The sequence below is a fragment of the Xanthomonas campestris pv. campestris str. ATCC 33913 genome (assembly GCF_000007145.1).
GTDB lineage: Bacteria > Pseudomonadota > Gammaproteobacteria > Xanthomonadales > Xanthomonadaceae > Xanthomonas > Xanthomonas campestris.
Genome location: NC_003902.1, coordinates 2,049,172 through 2,074,531, shown reverse-complemented (window position 1 = coordinate 2,074,531; position 25,360 = coordinate 2,049,172). Strand labels below are relative to the sequence as shown.

Here is a 25,360-nt window from a genome sequence, read left to right as displayed (position 1 = left end):
CAGCTAGCATTGGATGCTCGGCGCGTTACCAAGCTTCAATGGCAGTGCATCGCCACCCGCGACAGGATGCAATTGCATGACCACCGACGCCCTACCAACGCAACTCACCCGCCGCGATTACAAAACGCTGGGCTTGTCCGCGCTGGGCGGCGCGCTGGAATTCTATGACTTCATCATCTTCATCTTTTTCGCGAAGGTGCTGGGCGAGTTGTTCTTCCCGCCCGGCATTCCGGAATGGACGCGGCAGTTGCAGACGTTCGGCATTTTTGCCGCCGGCTATTTGATCCGCCCGCTGGGCGGCATTGTGATGGCCCATTTCGGCGACCTGCTCGGGCGCAAGCGCATGTTCGCGCTGAGCATCGGGTTGATGGCGCTGCCCACGCTCGCTATCGGCGTGCTGCCGACCTACGCGCAGATCGGCGTGGCGGCACCGCTGTTGCTGCTCACGATGCGGCTGCTACAAGGCGCAGCCATTGGCGGCGAGGTTCCCAGCGCATGGGTGTTCGTTGCAGAACACGTGCCCGCGCGGCGCAGAGGGCTGGCCTGGCTGCCGGCGTGCTGCTTGGTTCGCTGAGCGCCGGCGCACTCAATCGCGCCTTCACCCCGCAGGAGATCGCCGAATACGCCTGGCGACTGCCATTCCTGGCCGGCGGCATCTTCGGCCTGCTGTCGGTGTATTTGCGGCGTTGGCTGCATGAAACGCCCGTGTTCGCCGAGTTGGTGGCCATGCGCGCGCTGGCACGCGAGACGCCGCTGAAGGTGGTGCTGCGCGATCACCCGCGCAGTCTCGCGCTGTCGTTGTGGCTGACCTGGGTGGTGGCCGCCGCAGTGCTGGTGGTGTCGCTGATGACGCCCACGCTGCTGCAGACTGCGTATGGCTATCCGGCACCGGTCGCGCTGCAGGCCAACCTGCTGGCGGTGCTCATGCAGGCCATCGGCTCGGTGGTGGCCGGCGCGCTCTCGGACCGCTGGGGCAACGGGCGTGTTCTGCTGGCCGGCAGCGTGATCCTGGGCATCAGCGCATGGCTGTTCTATCGCCTGGCAGGCGATCCGCAACTGCTGTTCCCGCTGTATGCCCTGCTCGGTGCTGCGCTGGGCGTGCTGGGTGCGATTCCCCGCGTGATGGTCGAGGCGTTTCCACCGGTGGTGCGTCTGTCCGGCGTGTCGTTTGCCTACAACCTGGGCTATGCCGTGTTCGGCGGCCTGACCCCGTTGCTCGTGGTGCTGCTGCTCAAGCAACACCCGATGGGGCCGGCGTATTACGTGATTCTGCTGGCATCCATCGGAGCCATCGTTGGCGCTCGCTTGTGGCAACGGGAGCGTGTCAGCATTTCTTAGGGCCGCTGCCACCCCCTAGCGAACGGTGGTCAGGCGGGCGTGCACGGCGCGCAGGAGCCGCAGAGTACAAAGTGGGAATGGCTCTGATGCTGAGCACCGGCCGCACCCGCCTTGCGGCTGCGCAGTCGGTTCGTGAGTCGCCCTTAATCAGCGAACGGCACGCGCCCGGGCCGCTCCACCACCGCCCCGCTCGGCGTGCGCCAATGCGGGCGCCGCATACCGCGAAACATCACCAGATACAGGCCCACCACCCACACCAATGCAGCCGACCAGCCGCCGAGGATGTCGGAGGGATAATGCACGCCCAGGTAGATGCGCGAGACACCGACCAGCAGCGCGAACAGGCCGGCAACACTGGTCACCGGCCAGCGCCAACGCGTACGCCACGCCAATGCAATCACCACGGCCGCCAGGGTCATCGAGCCCATCGCGTGGCCACTGGGAAAGCTGAAAGTGCTTTCCGGGGCGATCGATTCCCACAGGCTGGGCCGGTGCCGCTGAAAGAACTGCTTGGCGCCCAGGTTGAGCAACGCCGAGCCCACAAACCCAAGCGCGGCGAAGGTGCCTTCGCGCCAGCGCCGCAGCACCAGCAACACCAGCACGATCGCGATATCCAGCGGGATCACGCCGTACTGGTAACCAACTTTAGAGACGATGCTGAAGAACGCATCCAGCCCCGGCGAGGCAATGCTGCGCAGGCTCCACAGCAACGGTTCGTCGAAATAGAAGTTTTCCAGCTCATGCACTTCGTCGGCGAGGTCGACGAACAATCCCAGCGGCAGCAGCACGCCCGCAAACAGCAGGCCGAACCGCCACGCATTGCGCTGCAGCCAGGTCTTGAATCCGGTCGGCGACTCAGCCGGCCCGACGGACATAGGTGCGTTCGACGTACTGGTCGATCAGGTCGATGAATTCGTAGGCGATGTTCTCGCCGCGCAGGGTGACGGTCTTTTCGCCATCCACGAACACCGGTGCCGAGGGCGCTTCGCCAGTGCCCGGCAGCGAGATACCGATGTTGGCGTGTCGCGATTCACCCGGCCCATTGACCACGCAGCCCATCACCGCCAGCGTCATGTTTTCTGCGCCGGGGTTGCTGATCTTCCATTCCGGCATCTTGGCGCGCACATGGTTCTGCACCACGCCGGCCAGCTCCTGGAAAAACTCCGAGGTAGTACGGCCGCAGCCGGGGCAGGCGGTGACCAGCGGCGTGAACGCACGCTGCCCGGTGGTTTGCAGCAGCTCTTGCGCGACGATCACTTCCTGCGTGCGCGACTGTCCCGGTTCGGGCGTCAGCGAAATGCGGATGGTGTCGCCGATGCCTTCCTGCAGCAGCACGCTCAGCGCCGCTGCCGAGGCCACGATGCCCTTGCTGCCGATACCGGCCTCGGTCAGACCCAGGTGCAGCGCGAAGTCGCAGCGCGCGGCCATGTCGCGGTACACCGCGATCAATTCCTGCACGCCGGACACCTTGGCCGACAGGATGATGCGCTCGCGCGGCAAGCCCAGTTCCACGGCGCGTTCTGCCGAATCCACCGCCGAGCGGATCAGCGCTTCGCGCAGCACCCGGCCCGCATCCCACGGCGTCTCGCGCTTGGAATTTTCGTCCATCAGCTGCGCGGCCAACGCCTGGTCCAGCGAGCCCCAGTTGGCGCCGATGCGCACCGGCTTGTCGTACTGGATGGCGAATTCGATCAACTGCGCAAACTGCAGGTCCTTCTTCTTGCCGAAGCCCACGTTGCCCGGATTGATGCGGTATTTGGCCAGCGCCTCGGCGCAGGCCGGTTCGGCCGTGAGCAGCTGGTGGCCGTTGTAGTGGAAGTCGCCGATCAACGGCACTTCGATGCCCATCATGCGCAGCTTCTCGACGATGCGCGGGATGGCCGCTGCCGACTCGGCATTGTTCACGGTCAGGCGCACCATTTCCGAGCCGGCCCGCCACAACTCGGCGACCTGCTTGACGCTGCCGGCGATGTCGGCAGTGTCGGTATTGGTCATCGACTGGACGACCACCGGATGGCCTCCGCCCACAATGACGTTACCGACCTTGACGGCCTGGGTGATGCGGCGCGGCCAGGCGCTGGCATCGGCGGGGGGACTTGGGCGGGTGACGGCGTCGTACATCGCGCTATTTTAGCCTGTCCGCCGTCCGCTCACAGCTGAAGCGCTGCACGCGGCCCCTCCCCGCCCGGATGCGACGGTTTGTCGCAGGCCACCACCCCGACGAGCGCATAGCATTGCCGTGATGAATACCTCCGACGCCTCCTTCCTGCGGACCCTGTGCAGCCTGCGCTGGCTGGCCACCGCCGGCCAGGCCGCCACCATCCTGGTCGCCAGCGGGCTCATGGGCCTCACCCTGCCGCAGGAGCCGCTCTGGGCCGGGGTGGCCGCGCTGGCGGTGTTCAACCTGTATGCGCAGTTGCGGGTGGCGCACCGCGGCGCGGTCAGCCCGGCCACCGAGTTCGGCCACATCCTGGTCGATGTGACGGTGCTGACCTGGATGGTGGGCTGGAGCGGCGGCATCGCCAACCCGTTCGGTTCGCTGTTCCTGGTGCTGATCGCGCTGGCCGCGCTCGCCCTGCCGCTGAGCTGGGCGATGGCGGTGGCGGCGGCCTGCGTGGCCGGCTACGTCATCAGCGCCGCATTCGGCTTGCCACTGCCGTACGGCGGCTTCGACCCGTTGACCCTGCACATGTGGGGCATGGCGGCCAACTTCCTGCTTTCCACCGTGGTGGTGCTGGTGTTCGCCACCCGGCTGGCGTTGTCGCTGCGCGAGCGCGAACGCGAGATCTCCACACTGCGCGAGCGCTTTGCACGCAACGAAGGCATCGTGGCGCTGGCCACGCATGCCGCCTCGGTGGCGCATGAGCTCAACACCCCGCTGGCGACGATGACCCTGCTGGCCGACGACATCGCCGACCAGTGCGATCAGGTCGAGCTGCGCGAAGACCTGGAAACCCTGCGCGAGCTGTTGGTGCAATGCCACGAGCGCGTGCTTGCGCTGGCCGCACCGGCCGACAACGGCCATCTCAGCCGCGAGGTGGCGGTGCGCGATGTGCTGGAACAGTGGCGCCTGGTGCGCCCGACCATCGAGCTGCGCCGCAATGAAGACGCGCCGCTGCGGCTGATGCTGCAGCCCGGCGTGAGCCACCTGTTGATGGTGCTGCTCAACAACGCCGCCGATGCCGGCGAACGCGCCGGCCGGCCGCTGATCGACCTCACCCTGCGCGTGGAAGACGACCAACTGGTCGGCGAAGTGCGCGACTACGGGCTGGGCTTCGACACCTCGCAGGCGATGTTGCCGGGCACCTTGTTCAACAGCGGCAAGCCCGACGGCATGGGCGTGGGACTGGCCCTGTCGCATGCCACCGTCGAGCGGCTGCAGGGTGAACTGTGGATGCTTCCCGCCGAAGGCAGCGGCGCCCGCGTCGGTTTCCGCCTGCCGCTCTCCGAACACGAGGCCCTTGCATGAGCACTCCCATCCGCACCGGCCTGCTGGTCGACGACGACACCCTGTATCTGCGCACCTTGCAACGCAGCCTCGCCCGCCGCGGCGTGGAAACGCTCACCGCCACCGATGCGGCCAGCGCCTTGTCCACCGCACGCAGCGCGCTGCCGGACTTCGCCTTGATCGATCTGAAGCTGGGCCACGACTCGGGATTGAACCTGATCCAGCCGCTGCGCGAGATCCGCCCGGACATGCGCATCCTGCTGGTCACCGGGTACGCGAGCATCGCCACCGCGGTGGAGGCGATCAAGCTCGGCGCCGACGACTACCTGCCCAAGCCAGCCAACATCCCCACCATCATGCGTGCGCTGGGCGAAGAGGACGACGACCTGCCCGATCCGGACGAAGAAGAAACCGCGCAGGAAATGATGACCCCGCTCAGCCGCCTGCAGTGGGAGCACATCCAGCAGGCGCTGCACGAAACCGGCGGCAACGTGTCCGCCGCCGCGCGCCTGCTGGGCATGCACCGCCGCTCGCTGCAGCGCAAGCTCACCAAGCGCCCGAGCCCGGGACCGCAGCGCGAGCCCGGGCGCTGAGCGCCTGGTGTGCCTGCTGCGGTTTCGGCAGGCTTTCGCAAAGACGTTGCGCGGCTGCCTCTGCATGGGTGATCGTTCGCCGCGGCTCATGGATGACAGCGCGTCAGTCATTGTCGTTGCGCTGAAGCACAGCCGACGTTGCATACACAGCGCAGTCGTCGAACGCCCTATCTAGGCTGCCAGCCGATTGCTTACGCGCTCTGCAACCGCCTAGAGCTCTGTAACCACGCTACAGCGCCTCAGCGAACACACTGCCCGAAACGCAGCAGACGCGATGATTCTTGCAGGCACATCGCGCCCCGCCGCAAAACCACCGATGCATCACTCCATCGCCCGCACGCGCGCACCGAACACCCGCGCACGGCGCGAGGTCGCGGCAATGCCGTCCGGGCCCTGGATCAGGCTGCGTCCCCAACTGCTCAAACGCGCAGGATCCCAACCGAGCACGATATCCAGCGACTGCGTGCTGCTGTCGTTGCCCGACCACGACCAGCCGAGATAGCCCACGCCGTACTCGCGCGCGCGGCGCATGATCGCCGCCTCGTCCACGGGCGCGCCGCGATGATCGGCGCCGAACTCGCCCACCACCAGCGCAAGATTGTTGCTGCGGAAGGTGCGCAGGTAGCTGTCCACCACCGCGTCGCTGCCGAACACCTCGTACATGTGCACGCTGAAAATCAGGTTGCGGCGGCTGTCGCGCGCCAGCAACGCCGCCGCGTTGTCGCGCATGTAGAACTGCCAGTCCTGGCCCCAGTTGGGCGCATCCACCATCAGCGCATGCGTGAGCCCGGCGCCACGCAGCGTGGCGATCGCATTGGCGTGGCCGTTGACCCATTCGCTGGCACTGAGCTGATTGCCGAAGGGCTCGTTGCCGATGTTGATGATCACGTAGTCTTCCTGGCCCACCAGCGCAGTGCGCACGCTGGTCCAGTAACTGGCGGCATTGGCCAGGCTGCCGGCGGCGCCGTCTTCGCCATAGCCGGTGGTGTCGTGCACCTCCAGCACCGCGATCAGCCCCAGGGCCTTGCAGCGCGCGATGATGCGCGCCACCTCGGCCTCGGGCGTGCGGTTCCAGCGGTGGCCGGAACTGAGCACCACCCGCACGCTGTTGGCACCGGTGGCCGCAATCTGCGCCAGCGCGGCATCAGTGCGATCGGCAAACCAGGCATGCGGCAGGTTGATGCCGCGCAGGATCAAGGTATTGCCATTGGATTCCTTCAGCTGTGTGCCCGACACGGACAAGCCGGCGTGCGCGGATGAGGCCAGCACCAGGCCGGCAAGGATCAGGACCAGGCGTTGCGCCAGGCGAGAAATGGTGTTCATGCTCGGCTCCAGACAAGGTGGACGCCGCAGACCGGCGTCCGCGGACAGCGCGCATCGGGCGTGCGCCAAGACCGTGCCAACCCGCGACGCAGGCGATCGCAGCGCGGGTCACAGAACCGACAACAGGTACAGATCAGGACAGAGCGCGCAGATCCGCATCCAGCGTGCTGGTAACGTTATCTCGTGCGTGTCCGGGCGCCACGCGCTCGTTGCAAACGGCGAGCAACCCCTCGGCCCTGTAGGCACAGCGCACCCGACCCCGTCTGCGCCCTGCCGTGGTGCAGCGCAGTGATTCGGCCGCCAGTGCTGCGCGGAGTGTCGAATGCAGCGTGCCGATTGCCGCGCTGCACCACTCGCATGCGCGGCCAACTGAACGGCGCCAGTCGCGCGTGATCAAGTCGCCGCGCTCGAGGCCGATATGGGCACATGCATTCCACGCCCGCCCCTGTCGCCTCCCCCCTCCCGTCTGCGCTCGATGAAGCGGCACGGCTGGCGGTCCTGCACGGTCTTTGCCTGCTGGACTCGCCGCCGGACCCGGTGTTCGACACCATCGCCGCCATGGCCGCACGCATGCTGGGGACCGAGATCGCCCTGGTCTCCTTGGTGGACGAACACCGCCAATGGTTCAAAGCCCGCGTCGGCCTGGAAGCGCCTGAGACCCCGCGCAAACATGCCTTCTGCGCGCACGCGCTGCGCTCCGATGACGTCCTGGTGATTCCCGATGCCTTGCTGGACCCGCGCTTCTGCAACAACCCGCTGGTACTGGGTGCGCCGCATATCCGCTTTTACGCTGGCGCACCGCTCAAGCTGCGCGATGGCCACACCATCGGCACGCTGTGCGTGATTGGCACCAGCCCGCGTGCCGGGCTGGATGCGGAGCAACGCATCCAACTGGAAGGCCTGCGCGACCTGGCCGTGCTGCGGGTCGAAAACCTGCGCAGCAGTACCTACCGCAATGGCCCCACCGGCCTGCCCAACCGCGCGCGCTTCAGCGAAGACCTGGACGCGGTATTGCTGCAACGCACGGCCGATTCCGCCGCCACCGCGATCGCGGTGGACCTGTGCGGCAGCGATTACTTCCGCGACATGGTCAAGGCGCTGGGCTGGGATTACGCAGACGGCTATGTGGCGCTGGCCTACAAGCGTTTGATCAGCAAATTGCCGGCCGGCACCGCCTTGTATCGGCTGGATACGACCACCTTCGCCTTCATGGTCACCACCGCCGACCCGCTACGCCTGAGCGCGCTGTGCAGCAAGATTTCCAAGGGGTTCGTGGCGCCGCTGGAGCACCAGGGCATTCCGCACACTGCGGTCGCCTCGATTGGCGCGGTGCTGCTGGAAACCAGCTACGGCGCCGCCGACACGCTGCGCTCGCTCACCACCTCGGTGGATGTCGCCCGCGAACATTGCCTGACCTGGAGCCTGTACGAGCGTAAGCACGACGTGGTCCAGCGCAACACCTTCCGCCTGCTGGCCGCCCTGCCCGCCGCGCTGGCCAGCAGCAATCAGCTGCGCCTGCACTACCAGCCGCGCGTGGATCTGCACGATCACCGCTGCGTGGCGGTGGAAGCGCTACTGCGCTGGCAGCACCCGATGATCGGCCCGGTGATGCCGTCGGACTTCATTCCGATGGCTGAAAAAACCGCGCTGATCAACCGCATCACCGCCTGGGTGATCGACCAGGGCATCGCCCAGGCCGCACGCTGGCAACAGCAGGGCCTGGACTTCAACCTGGCCTTGAACGTGTCGGCCGCCGATCTGGATCAACCCGGTTTCGTCGGGTTGCTGCGCCGCGGCCTGGACCGCCACAAGCTCGACCCGCGCCGGCTGGAGATCGAATTCACCGAAAGCGCGATGATCCGCCACCCCGAGCATCTGTCCGAGCAACTGGCGGCCGTTGCGGCGCTGGGCGTGCATATCGCCATCGACGACTTCGGCACCGGCTACAGCAATTTCAGCTACCTCAAACAACTGCCGGCCAGCTCGCTGAAGATCGATCAATCCTTCGTCCGCTCGCTGCCGGACAGCCGCACCGACCGCACCCTGGTGCCGGCGATGATCCAGCTCGGCCACAGCCTGGGCCAGCGTGTGGTGGCCGAAGGGATCGAGTCGGCGCAGGCCTACGCACAGCTGCGCAGCTGGGGCTGCGACGAAGGCCAGGGCTACTGGATCGCCAAGCCGATGCCTGCCGCAGCGCTGGAAGCCTGGTTGGAGACACCGTGGTACCAACGCGCCACCGACGCTGCCCCGCCAGCACCGCAACTGGAAGCCGCGCGCCTCTGAGTGACGGCGCCCAAACGCAACGCGGCGCAGAGAATGCTCTCCGCGCCGCGTTACTTATTGCGTGTGATGTGCGCTGGCGCTTACCAGAACACCGCGTACAGCGCGATCAGAATCGCAACCACGCCCACCGCGCCGATCTTGAAGCCCAGCGTGGTGCCGTAGGCCACGTCCTTGGTGCGGATCAGATCGCGTGCCTGCGTGGCCGGTGTCAGGAGCGACACCACCACCGCCAGCACCAGCGCGGCGACGAACACTACGCCGATGCGGTCCATGAAGGGCAGTGCCGGCCACAGGATCTTGAGCGCGAACGACAGCACCACCGAGCCGATCGCCGCAGTCAATGCGCCGGCTTCATTGGCACGCTTCCAGAACAGCCCCAGCATGAAGATCACCACCACACCGGGGGTAAAGAAGCCGGTGAATTCCTGGATGAACTGGAAGCCCTGGTCGAAGTTGCCCAGCAACGGCCGTGCGGTAAGGATGCCGATCAGCACCGAGACGGCGGCAACGATGCGACCCACACGCACCAGCTGTTTCTGCTCGGTCTGCGGGCGGAACTTGGCGTAGAAATCCAGGGTAAAGATCGTCGCCACCGAATTGATTTTCGACGCCAGCGAGGCCACGATCGCGGCCACCAGCGCGGCAAACACCAGGCCCAGGATGCCGGTCGGCAACAGCTGCATCATGGTGGGGTACGCCTGATCAGGCTTGGCCAGATCCGGTGCCAGCACCACTGCGGCAATGCCCGGCACCACGATCACCACCGGCATCAGCAGCTTCAGGAAGGCCGCGAACACCATGCCCTTCTGCGCTTCACCGATGTTCTTGGCGGCCAGTGCGCGCTGGATGATGTACTGGTTGAAGCCCCAGTAGCTGATGTTCATCACCCACAGCCCGCCCAGCAGCACGCTCAGGCCAGGCAGATCCTTGTAGAACGGGTTGTCCTTGCTGAGGATCATGTGGAAGTGCTCCGGGTGCGCACTCCACAGCTGCTTGAAGCCGGCCAGCACGCCAGCGCCATCGCCGATGCGCGACAACGTCAGGCCGGTCACCAGCAGACCGCCCAACACCAGCAAAGTGACCTGCACGATGTCGGTCAGGGCCACGGCCTTCAAACCGCCGTACAGCTGATACACCAGCGCGAACACGCCGATCAGGGTCAGTGCCAGGGTCTGGTCCATGCCGGTGACCTGGCTGACCGCGATCGAGCCCAGCCACAGGATCGAGGTGAGATTGACGAACACGTACAGCAGCAGCCAGAACACCGCCATCAGCGTGCGGATCCACTTGCCGTAACGCTGCTCCAGGAACTGCGGCATGGTGTAGATGCCGTTGCGCAGGAAGATCGGCAGGAAGAACTTGCCAACGATCAGCAGCGTCAACGCCGCCATCCACTCATAGGAAGCGATGGCCAGGCCGATCGCATAGCCGGAACCGGCCATGCCGATGATCTGCTCGGCAGAAATATTCGCTGCGATCAGCGAAGCGCCGATCGCCCACCACGGCAGCGACTTGCTGGCCAGGAAGTAGTCTTCGGCACTCTTGCTGTGCCCGGCCTTCTCGCGCGACACCCACTGCGCGAGCACGAAGATGCCGGCCAGATACACCAGCACGATCACGATATCCAACGTCGCCAAACCCACTGCACTCTCCTGTCTGGCTCTGGGGTGTGCCGCCGATCGGGCAAGCCTGCAGCGTGCCGCCGCTACGCACCTAGGTACGTAGCGTCAGCGCGGCGAACCGCGGCTGCAGGCCATCCCGGCCATTCGACGACACCGCTCCCCGCGGCGGCTGTTGACACCACCTGCAACGGTGGCCGCTGTCGTGCACCGCCACGGTGGCGGTGCACGTGTTGCTTCAGCGCAGCAGTGGGTGGCCCTGCGGCCAGCCACTGCGGCTGGACTTACTTGACCGGGCAGTCGACCGTGACTTCGGCTTCGTTGAGTGCGCCCAGCGCAATCTTGGACACCGCGATGTCCAGCGCCGCGGCGCTTTCAATGCTGGCGACCTGGGTCAGCTTGGTCACGTCGGCGCCGGCTACCGCAAAGCACTTCAGCGGGATGCCCACCACCTTCCACTGGCCCTGCGGCAACGCGGCCAGGGTCTTCTGCGCATCCACACGGCCGCCGCACTTTTCGCCACAGCCCACGCCCAGCCACACCGGCGCGGTCACCGCGCTGTCGCGGCGCAGGGTCAGCTGCAACTGCACGTCGCCATTGCTTTCGCGCGACACATCCACCGGCTTGCCGGACACCAGCAGCACGCTGGAGGCCTTGGCACCGGACCACTGCAGGCGGCGCGCATCTTCCTGCGCCTTGTGGTCCACCGCACTCATCTTCAGGCTGCCATCGGACAAGCCCACCGGCAGCGTGGTCGCCGGCATGTTGGCCTGGCCGGCGTTGGACAGCTGCATCGCAATGCCGAGCGCCGGCTTGCCGCGCACGAAGTACACCCCGCCCACCGACTGCTCACCGGAGACGCCCGATTCTTCCGGCAGCGCAGCCAGATCGCCCTTGTCCGCGTAGGTCAGGCCGAAGCCGAACTTGAACTGCGGGTCGTAGTCCTTCTGGCCGACGTTGTTGGCGAACTGCACCGCGGTCTTGGGCCAGGAGAAGCTCAGCTTGCCCTTGAAGTCGTTCTGCACGCTGCCATCGGCCTTGCGCAACAGCACGTCGGCAATGCCCTCGCCTTCGGAGCCCGGCAACCACGCGGCGACGAATGCATCGGCCACGTTGATGTACTGATTCATCCACAGCGGGCGGCCGCTCAGGAACACTGCCACCACCGGGATGCCTTCGGCCTTGAACTTCTTCAGCAACGCCAGCTCGCTGTCGTCGCCCGGCTTGTACAGCAGCGTGGCGATGTCGCCCTGGAATTCTGCATACGGGTTCTCGCCAAACACCACCACGGCCACATCGGGCTTGGTCTTGTAGGCGCCATCCACGGCCAGCTCGGCGCTGCCGCCGGCTGCGGTGATCTGCTTGTTCAGGCCTTCCCAGATGGTGTTGCCGTTCGGGTAGTCGCTGCGCTTGGTGCCGGTGCCCTGCCAGTTCAGCGTCCAACCACCGGACTGCTTGCCCATGTCGTTGGCGCCGTCGCCGACCACCAGCACGCGCTTTTTCGGATCCAGCGGCAGGACGCCGGACTGGTTCTTCAGCAGCACCAGCGACTCACGCACCGCCTGGCGCGCAATGGCGCGGTGCTCGGGCGCGCCGAGCAGCTCGAACTTGCCACCGAGCGGGCGCTTGGACGGCTTGCCGGCTTCCAACAGGCCCAGGCGCAGCTTGACGCGCAGGATGCGGCGCACCGCATCGTCCAGGCGTTCCATCGAAATCTGGCCGGACTTCACCGCGGCCAGTTCGGTCTCATAGATGCCCTTCCAGCTGTCGGAGGCCATCGCCATGTCGACGCCGGCAATGAACGAGGCTGGGCAGTTCTCGTTGGTGCAGCCTTTAACCTGGCCATGGCCATTCCAGTCGCCAACCACGAAGCCGCCGAAATTCATGCGGCCCTTGAGCACGTCGGTCAGCATGACCTTGTTGCCGTGCATCTTTTCGCCGTTGAAGCTGTTGAACGAGGCCATCACCGTCTGCGCACCAGCGGCAATCGCCGGCGGGTAACCGGCGGCGTGGATGTCGCGCATGGTGGCTTCGGACACCTTGGTATCGCCCTGGTCCTTGCCATCGGTGGTGCCGCCGTCGCCGACGAAATGCTTCACCGACGAAATCACATGGCTGCCGTCCAGGAACTGCGGCGTGCCCGGTACGCCCTGCACACCCTCGACCATCTTGCCGGCGAAGCTGGCCACCACGTCCGGCGACTCGGAATACCCTTCGTAGCTGCGGCCCCAGCGGTCGTCCTGCGGCACCGCCACGGTGGGCGCAAAGGTCCACTCCATGCCGGTGACGCGGGTTTCGGCGGCGGTGACTTCACCGATCTTCTTGATCAGGTCCGGGTTGCGCGTGGCGCCCAGGCCGATGTTGTGTGGGAACAGCGTGGCGCCGACGATGTTGCTCTGGCCGTGCACCGCATCGATACCGAAGATGATCGGAATCGCATTGCCACCCTTGGAGGTGTCCATCGACGCTTCATAGAACGCGTCGGCCAGCTTCAGCCACTCGGCCGGCTTGGCGTCGTACTTGCCGCCCGGGTCGGAGTTGCCACCGGCCAGCACCGAACCGATGCGGTACTTGCGCACATCGTCCGGGGTCATGCTGGCGATGTCGCCCTGGATGGTCTGCGCGACCTTTTCCTCGACGCTCATCTTGGCCATCACGTCGCTGATGCGCTGCTCCAGCGCCTGGTCCTGGGAGAACGGCCACTTCGGCGACGGCCACTGGTCCGGATGGATGGTGGTGGAGGTCTCGGCCGGTGTTGCCGCCGGGGCAGTCGTGTCGGCCGCAGCGGTGGACGTGGCGTCCTTGCCTTGGCAAGCAGCCAGCATCAGCACCGCAGCAGCGGTAGCCAGGGAGAGGGCGCGGCGCGCAACGGGCGCGGCGGTACGACGAAGCAGCATGTCCAAGATCCGGGTCTCCAGGTGGTTCTCCTGCCGCAATGCAAGCGCCGCAGGCCTTTAGGCGGCGTACGCTCACGTGATTCCCCTACCCTGTCAACCGTGCTCGCCCGTATGCCAAATCACGGGGAACTTATCGGACAGGGCTATAGCGTTGGAATACCGGCAGCCGCAGTCAAACCGCGGAAAATCGCCGAATCCGGTGCCACGCCTGCGCCGGCGCGCCCGCGCACTTTGCTGCATCGCACCACCGGCGCGCGCGCGCAGTGCGCAGCCGTCGACCCGTACTGCCCAGCCGGCACCACGCATCAGCTCGCTAATCTGAAACACAGCCAACGGGTGAGCCCGCCGTCAAACAAGTGTCATCTGGGCGTCCTAGCGTGACCGGCTTGCCGATGCGCGCGACGCATTGCCATTGCCGTCATTGCCTGGAGCTTCGATGTCTGCCTCCCCCGATCCCACCCGCCGCCGCGCCCTGCAATTGCTGGCGTCGGTTCCTCTGCTGCCGCTGGGCAGCGCCAGTGCCGCAGCGCTGCAGCAACTCGGCGGTGCCGCATTGGCTGCGCGCCCGCTGCGTCCCTCGGAAAACCCCGCGCGGCTGGTCTCGGCCACTTTCCACGGCATGCCGGCACCCACCCTGGCCAACCCGGCGGCGATGGCCACCACCACCGTCGGCTCGGCACTCACCGTGGCCCGGCATGACGGCAGCACCCAGCGCTACGCTCTGGCCTATCACCCGTTCTTCGTCACCGGCGACCAGGTGCCCGATGGTCACGGCGGTACCGTGCTGGCCGGCGGCTATTACGACATCCAGCATCGCCCCATCATCGACCGCTCCAAACCCGGTGCCGAGCGCCCGTTCTTTTCCGATTGCCCGGATGGGTCGTCGCTGCTCACCCTGCCCAATGCCAAGGTCGCAGGCGTCAAGGGAAACACGGTGTTTGCGGTGGTGCAGTTCGAATACACCACCCGCGACCAGGCCGGCAACGACACCAACCGCCACCTGCCCGCACCGATCGCCGTGCTCACGCTCGACCAGGACCCGGCGACCGGCAAGCTGTCGCTGGTGAAATACCACAACGTCGACACCGCCCCCGTCCACGGCTTGTGGACCACCTGCGGCGCCAGCCTGTCGCCGTGGAATACGCATCTGTCCAGCGAAGAGTACGAACCCGACGCCACCACGCTGGCCGGCAATACCCAGTTCCGCAGCTACAGCACGCATCTGTATGGCGACCCGGAACGCGCCAACCCGTACCACTACGGCCACCTGCCGGAGATCACCGTGCATCCGGACGGAACGGGGAGCGTGCGCAAGCACTATTGCCTGGGCCGCATCTCGCACGAGCTGGTGCAGGTGATGCCAGACAAGCGCACCGTGCTGATGGGCGACGACGCCACCAACGGCGGGCTTTTCATGTTCATCGCCGATCGCGAGGCCGACCTGTCGGCCGGCACGCTCTACGTTGGCAAGTGGCACCAGACCTCCGGCGTCGGCCCGGGCGCGGCCACGTTGAGCTGGATCAAGCTGGGCCACGCCACCAGCGCCGAGATCGAAGCCCTCGCCAACCGCCTCACCGCCGCCGACATTCTCGACGTGCACCTGAGCGACCCGGGCGATGCCACGTTCACCAAGATTCCCTTCAACGGCACCTACAACTGGATCCGCATCAAGCCGGGCATGGAGAAGGCGGCCACCTATCTGGAAACCCATCGCTATGCCGCACTGGCCGGCGGCAGCCTGGGCTTCACCAAGCTCGAAGGCACCACCGTCAACGCGCGCGACAAGATCGCCTACATGGCGATGTCCTACATTGTCACCAGCATGCTCAACGGCTCGGGCGACGTGAAGGTGGAAGGCCCGCAGTCCGGCGCGGTGTATGCGCTCAACCTGCGTGGCGGGCGCCGCGACACCAAGGGCGCACCGATCCACAGCGAATGGGTACCGATCGACATGGCCGCGCCTGCCGCGCTGACCGGCCACGACCTGGCGCAGGCCGACGGGCTGGGCAACCTGGCCGACCCGAACCGGCTGGCGAATCCGGACAACCTCAAGTTCTCCGAGTCGCTGCGCACGCTGTTCATTGGCGAAGACAGCAGCCTGCACGTCAACAATTTCCTGTGGGCCTACAACGTCGACAGCGGCACGCTGACGCGCCTGCTCTCGGTGCCGGCCGGCGCCGAATCCACCGGCCTGCACGCGGTTGACCAGATCCATGGCTGGACCTATGTCATGAGCAATTTCCAGCACCCCGGCGACTGGGAAAGCCCGCTGCACGACACCGTCAAGGCCACGCTGGATCCGTTGGTGCGCGCCAACTACAAGGATCGCTTCGGCGCTGCGGTGGGCTACCTCACCGGTGACCCGGTGGCGGTGCAGTTGAGCAAGGCGTAAGCGCGTCTGGCGTGCCGCTCGCAACGACCGGAAAGGCGTTGCGAGCCGCACGCCATCACGACACGCCGCGCGCCTCCAGTGCCGTCATCACAATGGGTTTTGCCCAGTCCGGCACCTGCGCCAGTTGCCCGGCGGTGGCCGGGTAATGCAGCCCGGCGTGATCCAGCTCCAGTACCAGCAGCGGTTCCACCTGCCCGGCCGCATCGGTCGGCGCGCTGTTGTCGTACACATGCAGCACCGCCAGATGCGGCAACAACGTGATCAGGTTGGCGCGCGATGCATCAAAGCGCTCGCGGATCTTGTGCTCGGCAATGGCATGGCCACCTGCGGCCACTCGCGCCGCGACGCGTTGCAAATGCAGCTCCACGCTCGACAAGCCGCAAAACCACACCGCGATTGCGGTGCTGCGCACAGGCGTCGAGCAACAGACGCGGGATTGTCTGCGCACCCAGCGTGGTTTCGAAGGCATAGTCGTGGCCTTCGTCCATTGCACGGCGCAGCCGCCGCACGCCTTCCTGCCAGGCCTGCGCATTGGCCTCGTCCAGCGCCCAGCCCTGCCCCACCCATTGCCAGGTGAAGGCGTCCGGGTTGAACCAGGTGGCGCCATCCTCCTGCAGCAGGCTGCCCAGCAGCGAATGGCTCAAACGCAACGGGGCCCGAAGGCCCCGTCACTCCACACGCCGGCGATTGCAGCCGCGCTTAGCCGCGCAGCTTGGCCAACAGCTCGCGCGTGACCGGGTCGGCCACATCGGCGGCCTCGCCCTTCAGGGCTGGCAGCAATTGGCTGGCCAACTGCTTGCCCAGCTCGACGCCGAACTGGTCGAACGCGTTGATGCCCCACATCACCGACTGCACGTACACGCTGTGCTCGTACATCGAGATCAGCGCACCCAGCGCCTGCGGAGTGAGTGCATCGAGCAGGATCACCGTGCTCGGGCGACCGCCCGGGTAACTGCGGTGCGGGTCGCTGCTGTCCTGGCCATTGGCCAGCGCCTCGGTCTGCGCCAGCACGTTGGCCATCAGCGCGACATGGTTTTCTGCGTACGGGTCGTCGTTGTGCACGGTGCCGATGAAATCGGCCGGCACCACGCTGGTGCCCTGATGAAGCGCCTGGAAGAAGCTGTGCTGCACGTCGGTGCCGGCACCGCCCCACCACACCGCCACGGTGTCGCTGTCCACGGCCGCGCCGTCCAGCTTGACGCGCTTGCCCAGGCTCTCCATCACCAGCTGCTGCAGATACGCCGGCAGCAAGGCCAGGCGCTGGTCGTAGGTCATCACCGCATGCGTGGCGCTACCGAGCAGGTTACGGTTCCACACTGCGGTCAGTCCGTGCAGCACTGCCACGTTTTCTTCCAGCGGCGTGTTGAGCACATGCGCGTCGAACTGCGCGGCACCGTCGAGCAGTTGTTCAAAACGCTCAAAACCGATCGCCAGTGCAATCGGGAAACCGACCGCCGACCACAGCGAATAACGGCCGCCCACCCAGTCCCACATCGGCAGCACGCGGCCAGGTGCAATGTCGAACGCCTTGGCGGCACGTTCGGGATTGGCACTCACTGCGTACAGGCGCTCACTGCCACCGAGCCACGCATGCAGGATGCTGCCGTTGAGCAGGGTTTCCTGGGTGCCGAAAGTCTTGGAAATCAGGATGCCGGCGGTCCGTGCCGGGTCCAGCGTTGCCAGGGTGCGCTGCATGGCCGCGCCATCGACATTGGAAACGAAATGCACCCGGAAACGCGCACCGGACGGTGCACGCAATGCATCGGCGACCAGACGCGGGCCCAGATCGGAACCACCGATGCCGACGCTGACAATGTCGGTGACGTCGGTGCCTTCCAGCTGCTGGATCAGCGCGCCCACGCGCTGCCGGACTTCGGCAGCGGTGGCGTATGCATCGGATGCGACCGGTGCATCGGTGAGATCACCACGCAGCGCGGTGTGCAGGGCGGCGCGCTGTTCGGTGACATTGACCTGCTCGCCACGGAACAGCCGCTGGAACGCGCCTGCCAGGTCGCGCTCGCGTGCGATTGCAAACAGCGCATCGAGCGCGGCGCGATCGTACTTCTGCCGCGCGAAGTTGAAATACAACGGACCGACTTGCCGGGCGTACTGCGTGGGCCGCTGGGGCTCTGCGGCAAGCAATGCGGGGATGGCAGCGCCGCGCAGGCGCTGGGCGTGGGCGTGAAGCGCGTCGAATCCGTTGGTATGTGTCATGCGGCCTGAGTGGGGATGCTGTGGTTGGTGTGGGAGATCGCGTTGTGCGCGTCCACATATACCAGATTGGGCTTGAAGGTCTTGGCTTGGTCTTCGCTCATGCTGGCGAACGCGGCCACGATGATCAGATCGCCCACCTGCACGTGGCGCGCGGCGCCGCCGTTGAGCGAGATGATGCCGCTGCCTTGTTCGGCACGGATGGCATAGGTGCTGAAACGCGCACCATTGGTGACGTCCCAGATGTGGACCTGTTCGAATTCGCGGATGCCGGTCGCTTCCAGCAGCAGGCCGTCGATGGCGATCGAGCCCTCGTAGTTGAGCTCGGAGTGGGTGACGGTGGCGCGGTGGATCTTGGCTTTCAGCAGGGACAGGTGCATGTGGCTACAACGCAAAGGAAAGCCGGCATTTTAGCGGAAAGTGCAGGCATCGACCGGCCAGCAGCGCAGCCGGTCGTGAGGGCTTCAGGCCGGCCGCGCGCGCGGCCTCAGAATTCCAGGTTGTCGATCAGCCGGGTGCTGCCGATCCGGGCAGCGATCAGCGCCACGCGTGGGCCGGCTGCCGGGTTGCTGGCACCGTCGTCGGGCTCGCTCAGATCAGGCAGGCGCAGCGCGGTGTAGTCGACACGGAAACCCACCGCTTCCAGTGCCTGGGTTGCCGCCGCCTCGACCTGCAGGCGCGGCACGCCGGCGGCATGGCTGTCGCGCATCTGCAGCAGCACCTTGCGGATCTGTGCCGAGATCGGGCGATCGTCGGCCGACAGATACTGATTGCGCGAGCTCATCGCCAGGCCATCGGCCTCGCGCACGATGCTGCCGCCCAGGATTTCGATCGGAAACGCCAGGTCGGCCACCATCTGCCGGATCACCGCCAGCTGCTGATAATCCTTCTTGCCGAAGGCAGCCACGTCCGGCTGCACCTGATTGAACAGACGCGCCACCACCGTGCAGACGCCATCGAAGTGGCCCGGCCGGCAGACGCCTTCGAGCACGTCGCTGACACCGGGTGCATGGATCGGCGTGGCTAGCGCGGTCCCGAGCGGATACATGGTATCCACGTCCGGCAACCACAGCGCGTCGCACCCGGCATCCTCAAGCCCACGCATGTCGGCTTCGGGCGTCCGCGGGTAGCGTGCGAAGTCTTCATTGGGGCCGAACTGGGTCGGATTGACGAACACGCTGGAGACCACGCGGTCGGCGTACTGGCGCGCCAGCATCACCAGCGAATAGTGCCCGGCGTGCAGGTTGCCCATGGTGGGCACCAGCGCCACGCGCAGCCCCTCGCGCTTCCAGCCGGTGACCAGTGCGCGCAGCGCCGACAGATCGGTAATGGTCTGGATCATGCGGCGTACGCGTGCTCGGCGTCGGGAAAGCTGCCATCGCGCACGGCCTGCGCGTAGGCCTGCACGGCGCCCGCGACCGACCCGCCTTCGGCCAGGAAATCCTTGACGAACTTGGGACGGCGATGGCCGCTGTCCAGGCCCAGCATGTCGTGCATCACCAGCACCTGGCCATCGCAGCCGGGGCCGGCACCAATGCCGATCGTGGGCACGCGCAACTCGGCGCTGATCTGCGCTGCGATCGGCGTCGGCACGCATTCGAGCACGATCAGGCTGGCACCGGCATCGACCGCGGCCTGGGCGTCGCGACGCAGCTGTTCGCCGGCTTCGCCACGGCCTTGCACCTTGTAGCCGCCGAAGCGCAGCACCGATTGCGGCGTGAGCCCCAGGTGCGAACACACCGGGATTTCGCGCTCAACCAGGTAGCGGATCACGTCGAGCTTGTGCCCGGCGCCTTCGATCTTGACCATCTCCGCACCCGCCTGCAGCAGCTGGGTGGCGGCATCGAGCGCACGTTCCGGCGTGGCATCGGCCTGGAACGACAAGTCGGCCACCAGCAACGCACGCTCCAGCACGCGGGCCACCGCGGCGGTGTGGTAGACCATGTCGGCCGTGGTCACTGGCAGCGTGGACTCGTGCCCCTGCACCACCATGCCCAGCGAGTCGCCCACCAGGATCAGGTCCACGCCATTGGCGTCGAAGGTGCGCGCAAACCCGGCGTCATAGGCGGTCAACATGACCAGTTTTCGACCGTCGCGCTTGGCCTGCGCCAAGGCGGGCACGGTCCAGGGCTTGCTGTCGGCGTGGCTGCTCATGAACTCATTACGTGGGGTGATAAGCCGGCCATTATCTACCCAATCGGCTCCAGCCCACAGCCATCGACGCCCTGCAGGGCGTGTCGCACTGTTCCATGCCCTGGAATGATCGCCTCCGGGGCGAGCTCGGCCAGCGGCACCAGCGCAAACGCACGGGCATGCAGATGCGGGTGCGGCACCTGCAAACGCGGCAGGTCGATCACCTGCTCGGCATACAGCAACACATCCAGATCCAGGGTGCGCGGGCCCCAGCGCTCGCCGTCGCGACGGTCGCGGCCGAATGCCTGCTCGATCGCCAGCAGCCCGTCCAGCAGCGCCAGCGGCGCCAGCGCAGTGCGCACGGCGGCCACGGCATTGATGAAGTCCGGCTGGTCCTCACGGCCCCAGGCCGGCGTGCGGTACAGCCGCGAAGCGGCGGTCACCGACGACTGCGGCAGCGTGCCCAGCGCGACGATGGCCGCGCGCACGGTGGCCTCGGCCTGGCCCAGGTTGGCGCCCAGGCCGACAAAGGCGGTCAGCACGCCCTACTCGCCTGCGGCGGCGCCGGTACGACGGCGGCGGCGGCGACGCTTGCGCGGTGCCGACTCATCTCCGTCGTGATCGGCCTGCGCGTTCTCGATCGCGTCCACCAGCTCCTGGCCGGACGACTGCTGCGCATCGCGCCAGAACTCGACATCGGCGGCATGGTCGGCCGAGGCGAACTGGCGCAGCACCAGGAAGTCGAACGCGGCCCGGAAGCGCGGGTGCGACAAGGTGCGGAACACGCGTTTGCGCTGGCGCGAGGAAAACCGGGTCTGCAGCAGCCAGATTTCCTGCATCGGCAGCGAGAAGCGGCGCGGCAGGGCCACCCGCTCCAGCTGGTGCAAGGTCACCCGATCGGCGGCGCGACGCTGCGCATCTTCCGGCTGCACGCCCTGCGCCTGCAGCCCCATCAGGGTGCGGCAGAACGCCGGCCACAGCAGCAGCGCGAACAGGAACGCCGGCGACACCGGCTCATCATTGGCCACGCGTGCATCGGTGTTGCGCAGGCCTTCCAGCACCATCGCGCGCAAAGCGCCGCTGCGGTTGGACTTGAGCGCGGCTGCACTTTCGGGGAACAGCGCCCCAAGCAGGCCATAACGCTCCAGGCCCTCGAAACTGGCCACGCCGTGCCCGGACAGGAACAGCTTGAGAATTTCTTCGAACAGACGCGCGGGCGCCGCTTCGGACAACAGCCCGGCCAGGCGCGGGATCGGCTCGGCGGTGCCGGCTTCGATGTCGAAGTTCAACTTGGCCGCCAGGCGCACCGCGCGCAGCATGCGCACCGGATCTTCCTGGTAGCGCAGCTCCGGGTCGCCGATCAACTTCATCAAGCGCGCCTGCACGTCTTCGAAGCCGCCGCAGTAATCGCGCACCGAGAAATCCTCGATCGCGTAATACAGCGCGTTGCAGGTGAAGTCGCGGCGGATCGCATCGTCTTCGATGGTGCCGTAGACGTTGTCGCGCACCAGGCGGCCGTTATCCAGCTCGCGGTCACCGCTGCCGTCATCGATATTGGCGCGGAAGGTGGCGACTTCGATGATCTCGCGGCCGAACACCACATGCGCCAGGCGGAAGCGGCGGCCGATCAGGCGGCAATTGCGGAACAGCGCCTTGACTTCCTCCGGCGTGGCGCTGGTGGCCACGTCGAAGTCCTTGGGGTGGCCGCCGACCAGCAGGTCGCGCACCGCACCACCAACCAGGTAGGCGCCAAAGCCGGATTCGCGCAGGCGGTACAGCACGCGCAACGCGTTGGGGCTGATGTCCTTGCGCGAGATGGTGTGCTGGTCGCGTGGGATGACGCGCAGCGTGAACGGGGATGTAACTGAAGGTTCGATGGTGGCGCTTCCGTTTCGTGTTTCAGGATTGCCCAACGGCTTTTACCTCACTATACTAGCGCGCTGCACAGCTCGCACCAAACGCTCCCTTCGTCTAGCGGTTAGGACGTGGCCCTCTCAAGGCTAAAACAGGGGTTCGAGCCCCCTAGGGAGCGCCAACTTCGTCCTCTGCAGACACGCCAAGGCCCCGCGATTGCGGGGCTTTTGCGTTGTGGGCCGAGAATGCAGGCGATCGAATCAGGGCAGCGTGTGGGCAACGCAGGTGTGGTCGCGGCCGTTATGCAGCGACCGCTGCGATGGCGGCCGCTGCGCCGATTGCCGAGGCCGCCTGCGCAGCAACACGCCGCACCGTACTGCGTGAGAGGTGTTCAACCGCGCTGAGCAAGTACGATGCCGCTCCAGCGCAGCCAGCGCCGATCACCGCATGCGGGCCGGCCCGCGCGCAGGTCATTCCGCCTCAGTCAGATGCAATGCGGTGTGCCTGACCAAGCGCGTGGGCAACACGCGCCTGGCACGAATTGCCGTAGATGCCTGCAGCGCACGTCACTGACCGTGCGACTCGGCAATCATGTGGAAGACGTCTGCATCACTGCCAGTTTCGGCAACCGCGTCGTGCGCGTGCAGGCTTTCGAAATGGCGGACCGCCACATGAAATGAGGCATAGCGCTCGGCCAACTCCTTGCGGAGCCGGCGCGCGGCATCTTCCACGTACATCAGGTTGGCACCGTTCAAGCGTGCAAATGCCTGCTCATCAATCCGCCGCACCGCTGCCTGTACTGGCGTGGCCAATGCGCTTTCGCACAAGAGCACCAACGCGCGGATGTCGAAACTCTGCACGCGCGCCACCAAGTCCACGCGCACTTGCGCCACGCTGCGCTGGCTATGTGGCGTGGCATACGAGCCGTTGCGTTGCAGCCACTGCGCGACATCCTCGACCCGCAAAGCGGTCTGTCCAGCATGCTGTTGCGCGAAGGCCTTGCTCAACAACTGACGTGATAGCGCGGCCGAACACGGGCAGGTGGAGGCATACAGCACATCGATCTGCAGACGCATCTCACTGCGCCCCGCCCTGCTCTGTGCGTCGATGCGCACCGGATAGGCACGCCAACCGGCCAGTCCCTCACTGCGCAGTGCCGGCATCCGCAACATCACTTCGAAGGCCAGACTCACCCGCGCCGCACGGCTGCCGCAATCGGCATGGCTGTCGATCATTGCCTGCAGCAACTGCGAGAGCATCGCCGGTGATAGCGGTTGCTCCAGATGCCGATCCAGCAAGCGATACAGCCGTGACATGTGGATACCCTTGAGTTCGGGCCGCGGCAGATCGACCTGCACCTGCGCGCGCGCAGCCACCGTGCCACTCGGCTCGGCCTCGTCCAGGCGCACGGGAATCGCAATGTCCTGCATGCCAACCCAGCGTAAGGGCGCATGCAGCGCGGAAGGTTCGGTGACGGCGATATCGGGAAGCGTGGTGGACATGAAAACCCATGGAAAAAGAAAGGGACGGCCGCACTCAGGCGCGACCGGGAAATGCCTGGAAGTAATCGTCGATGCCGGCGTGCAGCGTCTGCGCTAGTTCATCCTGATGCGCGTCGCCACAGAGCCGGTTGCAATCGTCGCGATTGCTCATGAAGCCGGTTTCCACCAGCAATGACGGGATATCAGGCGATTTCAGCACTGCAAACCCGGCCTGACCCACCTGGTCCTGATGCAGTCGTGTGACGTGCTGCAGGCGATCGAGCATCAGCTTGCCGAACTGCAGGCTGCTGGCAATGGTGCCGCTGAGCGACAGGTCGGCCAGCACCTGCGACAACACCGGATTACTCGGCACCCGCAGGCGGCGCGCGCTATCGCCCATGTCGTCGGCCGCGTTCTCGCTATCGGCGATCCAGCGCGCCAATGCCGAGCTGGCGCCACCTTGGGACAAAGCGAACACCGAGGCGCCACGTGCGGCACTGCTGGGCGCGGCATCGGCATGGATCGACACGAACAGATCGGCGTTGTGTCGGTGCGCGATCATGACGCGCTCATGCAAGGCCACGAAACGATCGTCGCTGCGGATCATGGTCGGCCGGTAACGCGGATCGGCCGCCAAGCGCTGGTGCAGCCGCCCCGCGACTGCCATGGCCACATGCTTCTCGTAGCGCGCATCGGCACTGACCGCGCCGGGATCCTTGCCGCCGTGACCGGCGTCGATGGCGACCACGTAGGGATGCAGGCGGGAGCGCGTGGGCGCAACCGCCGCAACGGCCGGCTCGGTCGGATCGGCTGCGGACAACGACGCAGTGCCGGACACAGCAGCAAGATCGACCACCAGTGCACCATCCTCCCAGCGCGCCGTGGCTGTTAGCGGCTGCGCCAGATCGAGCACCACGCGCAGCCCATCGCCGTGCGGGCCGCTGCGGATGGCAACGACCGCAAGACCGTCAGGCAATGGATCGACCTGCGGTGGTTGCGTCGAAACGCCCGGCAGGTCGATGACCAAGCGCGCTGGATTGGACAGGCTGAAGCTGCGGTAGGCGACCTGGGTACTCAAAGCGAGCCGAAGTCGCAGCCCCGCATCCTGACGCTGCAGATTGCAACTGCGTAGCAGCGGCTGCGGCTGCGCGTGGACCAAGCGTGGCGACAGCAGCAAGGCTGCACCGACGGTGTGCAACACCTGCCGCCGCCTCATCGGGCCAACCCCGCTGGATCGACGCGGCCACCGCGCCGCTTCGAGCACGGGAGGTTCGGCATGGTGACCAGGCAAACAACACTCTGCGGTAAGGGACGCGACACGGCGTAGCCAGACGAACGATGGAATCAAGTGTTATAAAGTAACACTAGTCGCGCAAATGCAAGCCCTCCACGGCCCGCCAACGCCCTCACGTTCACTTTTACCGAAGAGCACCACGATGTCGCCCGTCATCCCCGACAGCTATACCGCCTGGCGCCACTGCATCGAAGTCGACTGCGCCCAGCCGCTGACAGCCCCTTTCATCGCCCAACGACTCGCCAGCCTGCGCGACCTCGGCGACCACCACACCCAGCAGTTCTTGCGTCGTTGGGGCGAACCTCATCACCGGCGAGTGATTGGATGGTTTGAACGTGCCGGTGGCGAACTCGAGCCGAGCCGCTAAATAGCGCGCTCCAGCACTGCACATCACGCCTGACCGGATAGGTCCAGGTAACGGCGGACGCGGTTGACTGTTCCTCGCTGTTCGGCGGACGGTATGCCGCAGCGATTTTCTGCGACAAACAATCAAC

General features: G+C 66.2%; 18 protein-coding genes, 1 tRNA gene and 2 pseudogenes. 7 read left to right on the top strand and 14 right to left on the bottom strand.

Features of this window, described 5'->3' with window-relative positions; genetic code table 11:
• The first annotated feature begins 76 nt into the window (after window positions 1-76).
• Window positions 77-1,338 (top strand): annotated as a pseudogene (locus XCC_RS09290) (MFS transporter).
• 143 nt (window positions 1,339-1,481) lie between these two features.
• Here XCC_RS09290 and XCC_RS09285 read toward each other — a convergent pair.
• Window positions 1,482-2,213 carry a phosphatase PAP2 family protein gene (locus tag XCC_RS09285; protein ID WP_011036955.1) on the bottom strand — a complete coding sequence of 244 codons (732 nt, stop codon included), beginning with the start codon at window positions 2,211-2,213 and terminating at the stop codon, window positions 1,482-1,484.
• Window positions 2,194-3,459: a flavodoxin-dependent (E)-4-hydroxy-3-methylbut-2-enyl-diphosphate synthase gene (gene ispG, locus XCC_RS09280; protein ID WP_011036954.1), complete on the bottom strand. Its 1,266-nt coding sequence runs from the start codon at window positions 3,457-3,459 to the stop codon at window positions 2,194-2,196. The genes XCC_RS09285 and ispG overlap by 20 nt, the downstream gene beginning before the upstream one ends.
• Window positions 3,460-3,580: 121 nt before the next feature.
• On the opposite strand from ispG, the gene XCC_RS09275 reads away from it, so the two are divergent.
• Together XCC_RS09275 and XCC_RS09270 are read left to right on the top strand one after the other, a co-directional pair.
• Window positions 3,581-4,807, top strand: a complete 1,227-nt coding sequence (locus tag XCC_RS09275) for a sensor histidine kinase (protein ID WP_014507542.1) — start codon at window positions 3,581-3,583, stop codon at window positions 4,805-4,807.
• A complete protein-coding gene (locus tag XCC_RS09270; protein WP_011036952.1) occupies window positions 4,804-5,379 on the top strand; it encodes a response regulator transcription factor in 576 nt (191 codons plus the stop codon). Before XCC_RS09275 ends, XCC_RS09270 begins: the two co-directional genes overlap by 4 nt.
• A gap of 321 nt (window positions 5,380-5,700) precedes the next feature.
• Here XCC_RS09270 and XCC_RS09265 read toward each other — a convergent pair whose 3' ends face one another.
• Window positions 5,701-6,702: a glycoside hydrolase family 5 protein gene (locus tag XCC_RS09265; RefSeq protein ID WP_011036951.1), complete on the bottom strand. Its 1,002-nt coding sequence runs from the start codon at window positions 6,700-6,702 to the stop codon at window positions 5,701-5,703.
• A 426-nt stretch (window positions 6,703-7,128) separates the two neighbouring features.
• Here XCC_RS09265 and XCC_RS09260 point away from each other — a divergent pair, with 426 nt between their 5' ends.
• Window positions 7,129-8,985: a sensor domain-containing phosphodiesterase gene (locus XCC_RS09260; RefSeq protein WP_011036950.1), complete on the top strand. Its 1,857-nt coding sequence runs from the start codon at window positions 7,129-7,131 to the stop codon at window positions 8,983-8,985.
• A gap of 80 nt (window positions 8,986-9,065) precedes the next feature.
• Here XCC_RS09260 and XCC_RS09255 read toward each other — a convergent pair whose 3' ends face one another.
• Entirely contained in the window at window positions 9,066-10,628 is a 1,563-nt protein-coding gene (locus XCC_RS09255; protein ID WP_011036949.1) for a sodium/sugar symporter, read from the bottom strand.
• A 260-nt stretch (window positions 10,629-10,888) separates the two neighbouring features.
• On the bottom strand, window positions 10,889-13,507 hold the full coding sequence (locus XCC_RS09250) for a glycoside hydrolase family 3 protein (RefSeq protein ID WP_011036948.1): 2,619 nt from the start codon (window positions 13,505-13,507) through the stop codon (window positions 10,889-10,891).
• Between the two features lie 430 nt (window positions 13,508-13,937).
• Between XCC_RS09250 and XCC_RS09245 the strand changes: the two genes are divergently transcribed.
• Complete coding sequence (locus tag XCC_RS09245) at window positions 13,938-15,893, top strand: PhoX family protein (protein WP_019237714.1); 1,956 nt, start codon at window positions 13,938-13,940, stop codon at window positions 15,891-15,893.
• Window positions 15,894-15,948: 55 nt separating this feature from the next.
• On the opposite strand, the pseudogene XCC_RS09240 reads toward XCC_RS09245, so the two are convergent.
• The 7 genes and pseudogenes from XCC_RS09240 to pcnB all read right to left on the bottom strand — a co-directional run bounded on the left by XCC_RS09240 (window position 15,949) and on the right by pcnB (window position 22,150).
• A pseudogene (locus tag XCC_RS09240) lies at window positions 15,949-16,537 on the bottom strand (hypothetical protein).
• A 55-nt stretch (window positions 16,538-16,592) separates the two neighbouring features.
• Entirely contained in the window at window positions 16,593-18,107 is a 1,515-nt protein-coding gene (pgi, locus tag XCC_RS09235) for a glucose-6-phosphate isomerase (RefSeq protein ID WP_011036944.1), read from the bottom strand.
• Window positions 18,104-18,484, bottom strand: coding sequence for an aspartate 1-decarboxylase (panD, locus tag XCC_RS09230; protein ID WP_011036943.1), 381 nt, complete (start codon window positions 18,482-18,484; stop codon window positions 18,104-18,106). The genes pgi and panD overlap by 4 nt, the downstream gene beginning before the upstream one ends.
• A gap of 107 nt (window positions 18,485-18,591) precedes the next feature.
• A complete protein-coding gene (gene panC, locus XCC_RS09225; RefSeq protein WP_011036942.1) occupies window positions 18,592-19,446 on the bottom strand; it encodes a pantoate--beta-alanine ligase in 855 nt (284 codons plus the stop codon).
• Entirely contained in the window at window positions 19,443-20,258 is an 816-nt protein-coding gene (gene panB, locus XCC_RS09220; protein WP_011036941.1) for a 3-methyl-2-oxobutanoate hydroxymethyltransferase, read from the bottom strand. Before panB ends, panC begins: the two co-directional genes overlap by 4 nt.
• A gap of 35 nt (window positions 20,259-20,293) precedes the next feature.
• Window positions 20,294-20,779 (bottom strand): 2-amino-4-hydroxy-6-hydroxymethyldihydropteridine diphosphokinase, encoded by a 486-nt coding sequence (gene folK, locus XCC_RS09215; protein WP_011036940.1) that lies wholly within the window; start codon window positions 20,777-20,779, stop codon window positions 20,294-20,296.
• Window positions 20,780-20,782: 3 nt separating this feature from the next.
• Window positions 20,783-22,150, bottom strand: coding sequence for a polynucleotide adenylyltransferase PcnB (pcnB, locus tag XCC_RS09210; RefSeq protein WP_011036939.1), 1,368 nt, complete (start codon window positions 22,148-22,150; stop codon window positions 20,783-20,785).
• A 47-nt stretch (window positions 22,151-22,197) separates the two neighbouring features.
• Between pcnB and XCC_RS09205 the strand changes: the two genes are divergently transcribed.
• Window positions 22,198-22,272, top strand: a tRNA-Glu gene (locus XCC_RS09205).
• 385 nt (window positions 22,273-22,657) lie between these two features.
• Here the strand turns inward: XCC_RS09205 and folE2 are convergent.
• Window positions 22,658-23,593 carry a GTP cyclohydrolase FolE2 gene (folE2, locus tag XCC_RS09200; protein ID WP_011036938.1) on the bottom strand — a complete coding sequence of 312 codons (936 nt, stop codon included), beginning with the start codon at window positions 23,591-23,593 and terminating at the stop codon, window positions 22,658-22,660.
• 34 nt (window positions 23,594-23,627) lie between these two features.
• Window positions 23,628-24,788: an N-acetylmuramoyl-L-alanine amidase gene (locus XCC_RS09195; RefSeq protein ID WP_011036937.1), complete on the bottom strand. Its 1,161-nt coding sequence runs from the start codon at window positions 24,786-24,788 to the stop codon at window positions 23,628-23,630.
• A gap of 220 nt (window positions 24,789-25,008) precedes the next feature.
• On the opposite strand from XCC_RS09195, the gene XCC_RS09190 reads away from it, so the two are divergent.
• A complete protein-coding gene (locus XCC_RS09190) occupies window positions 25,009-25,233 on the top strand; it encodes a hypothetical protein (protein ID WP_011036936.1) in 225 nt (74 codons plus the stop codon).
• The last annotated feature ends 127 nt before the right edge of the window (window positions 25,234-25,360 follow it).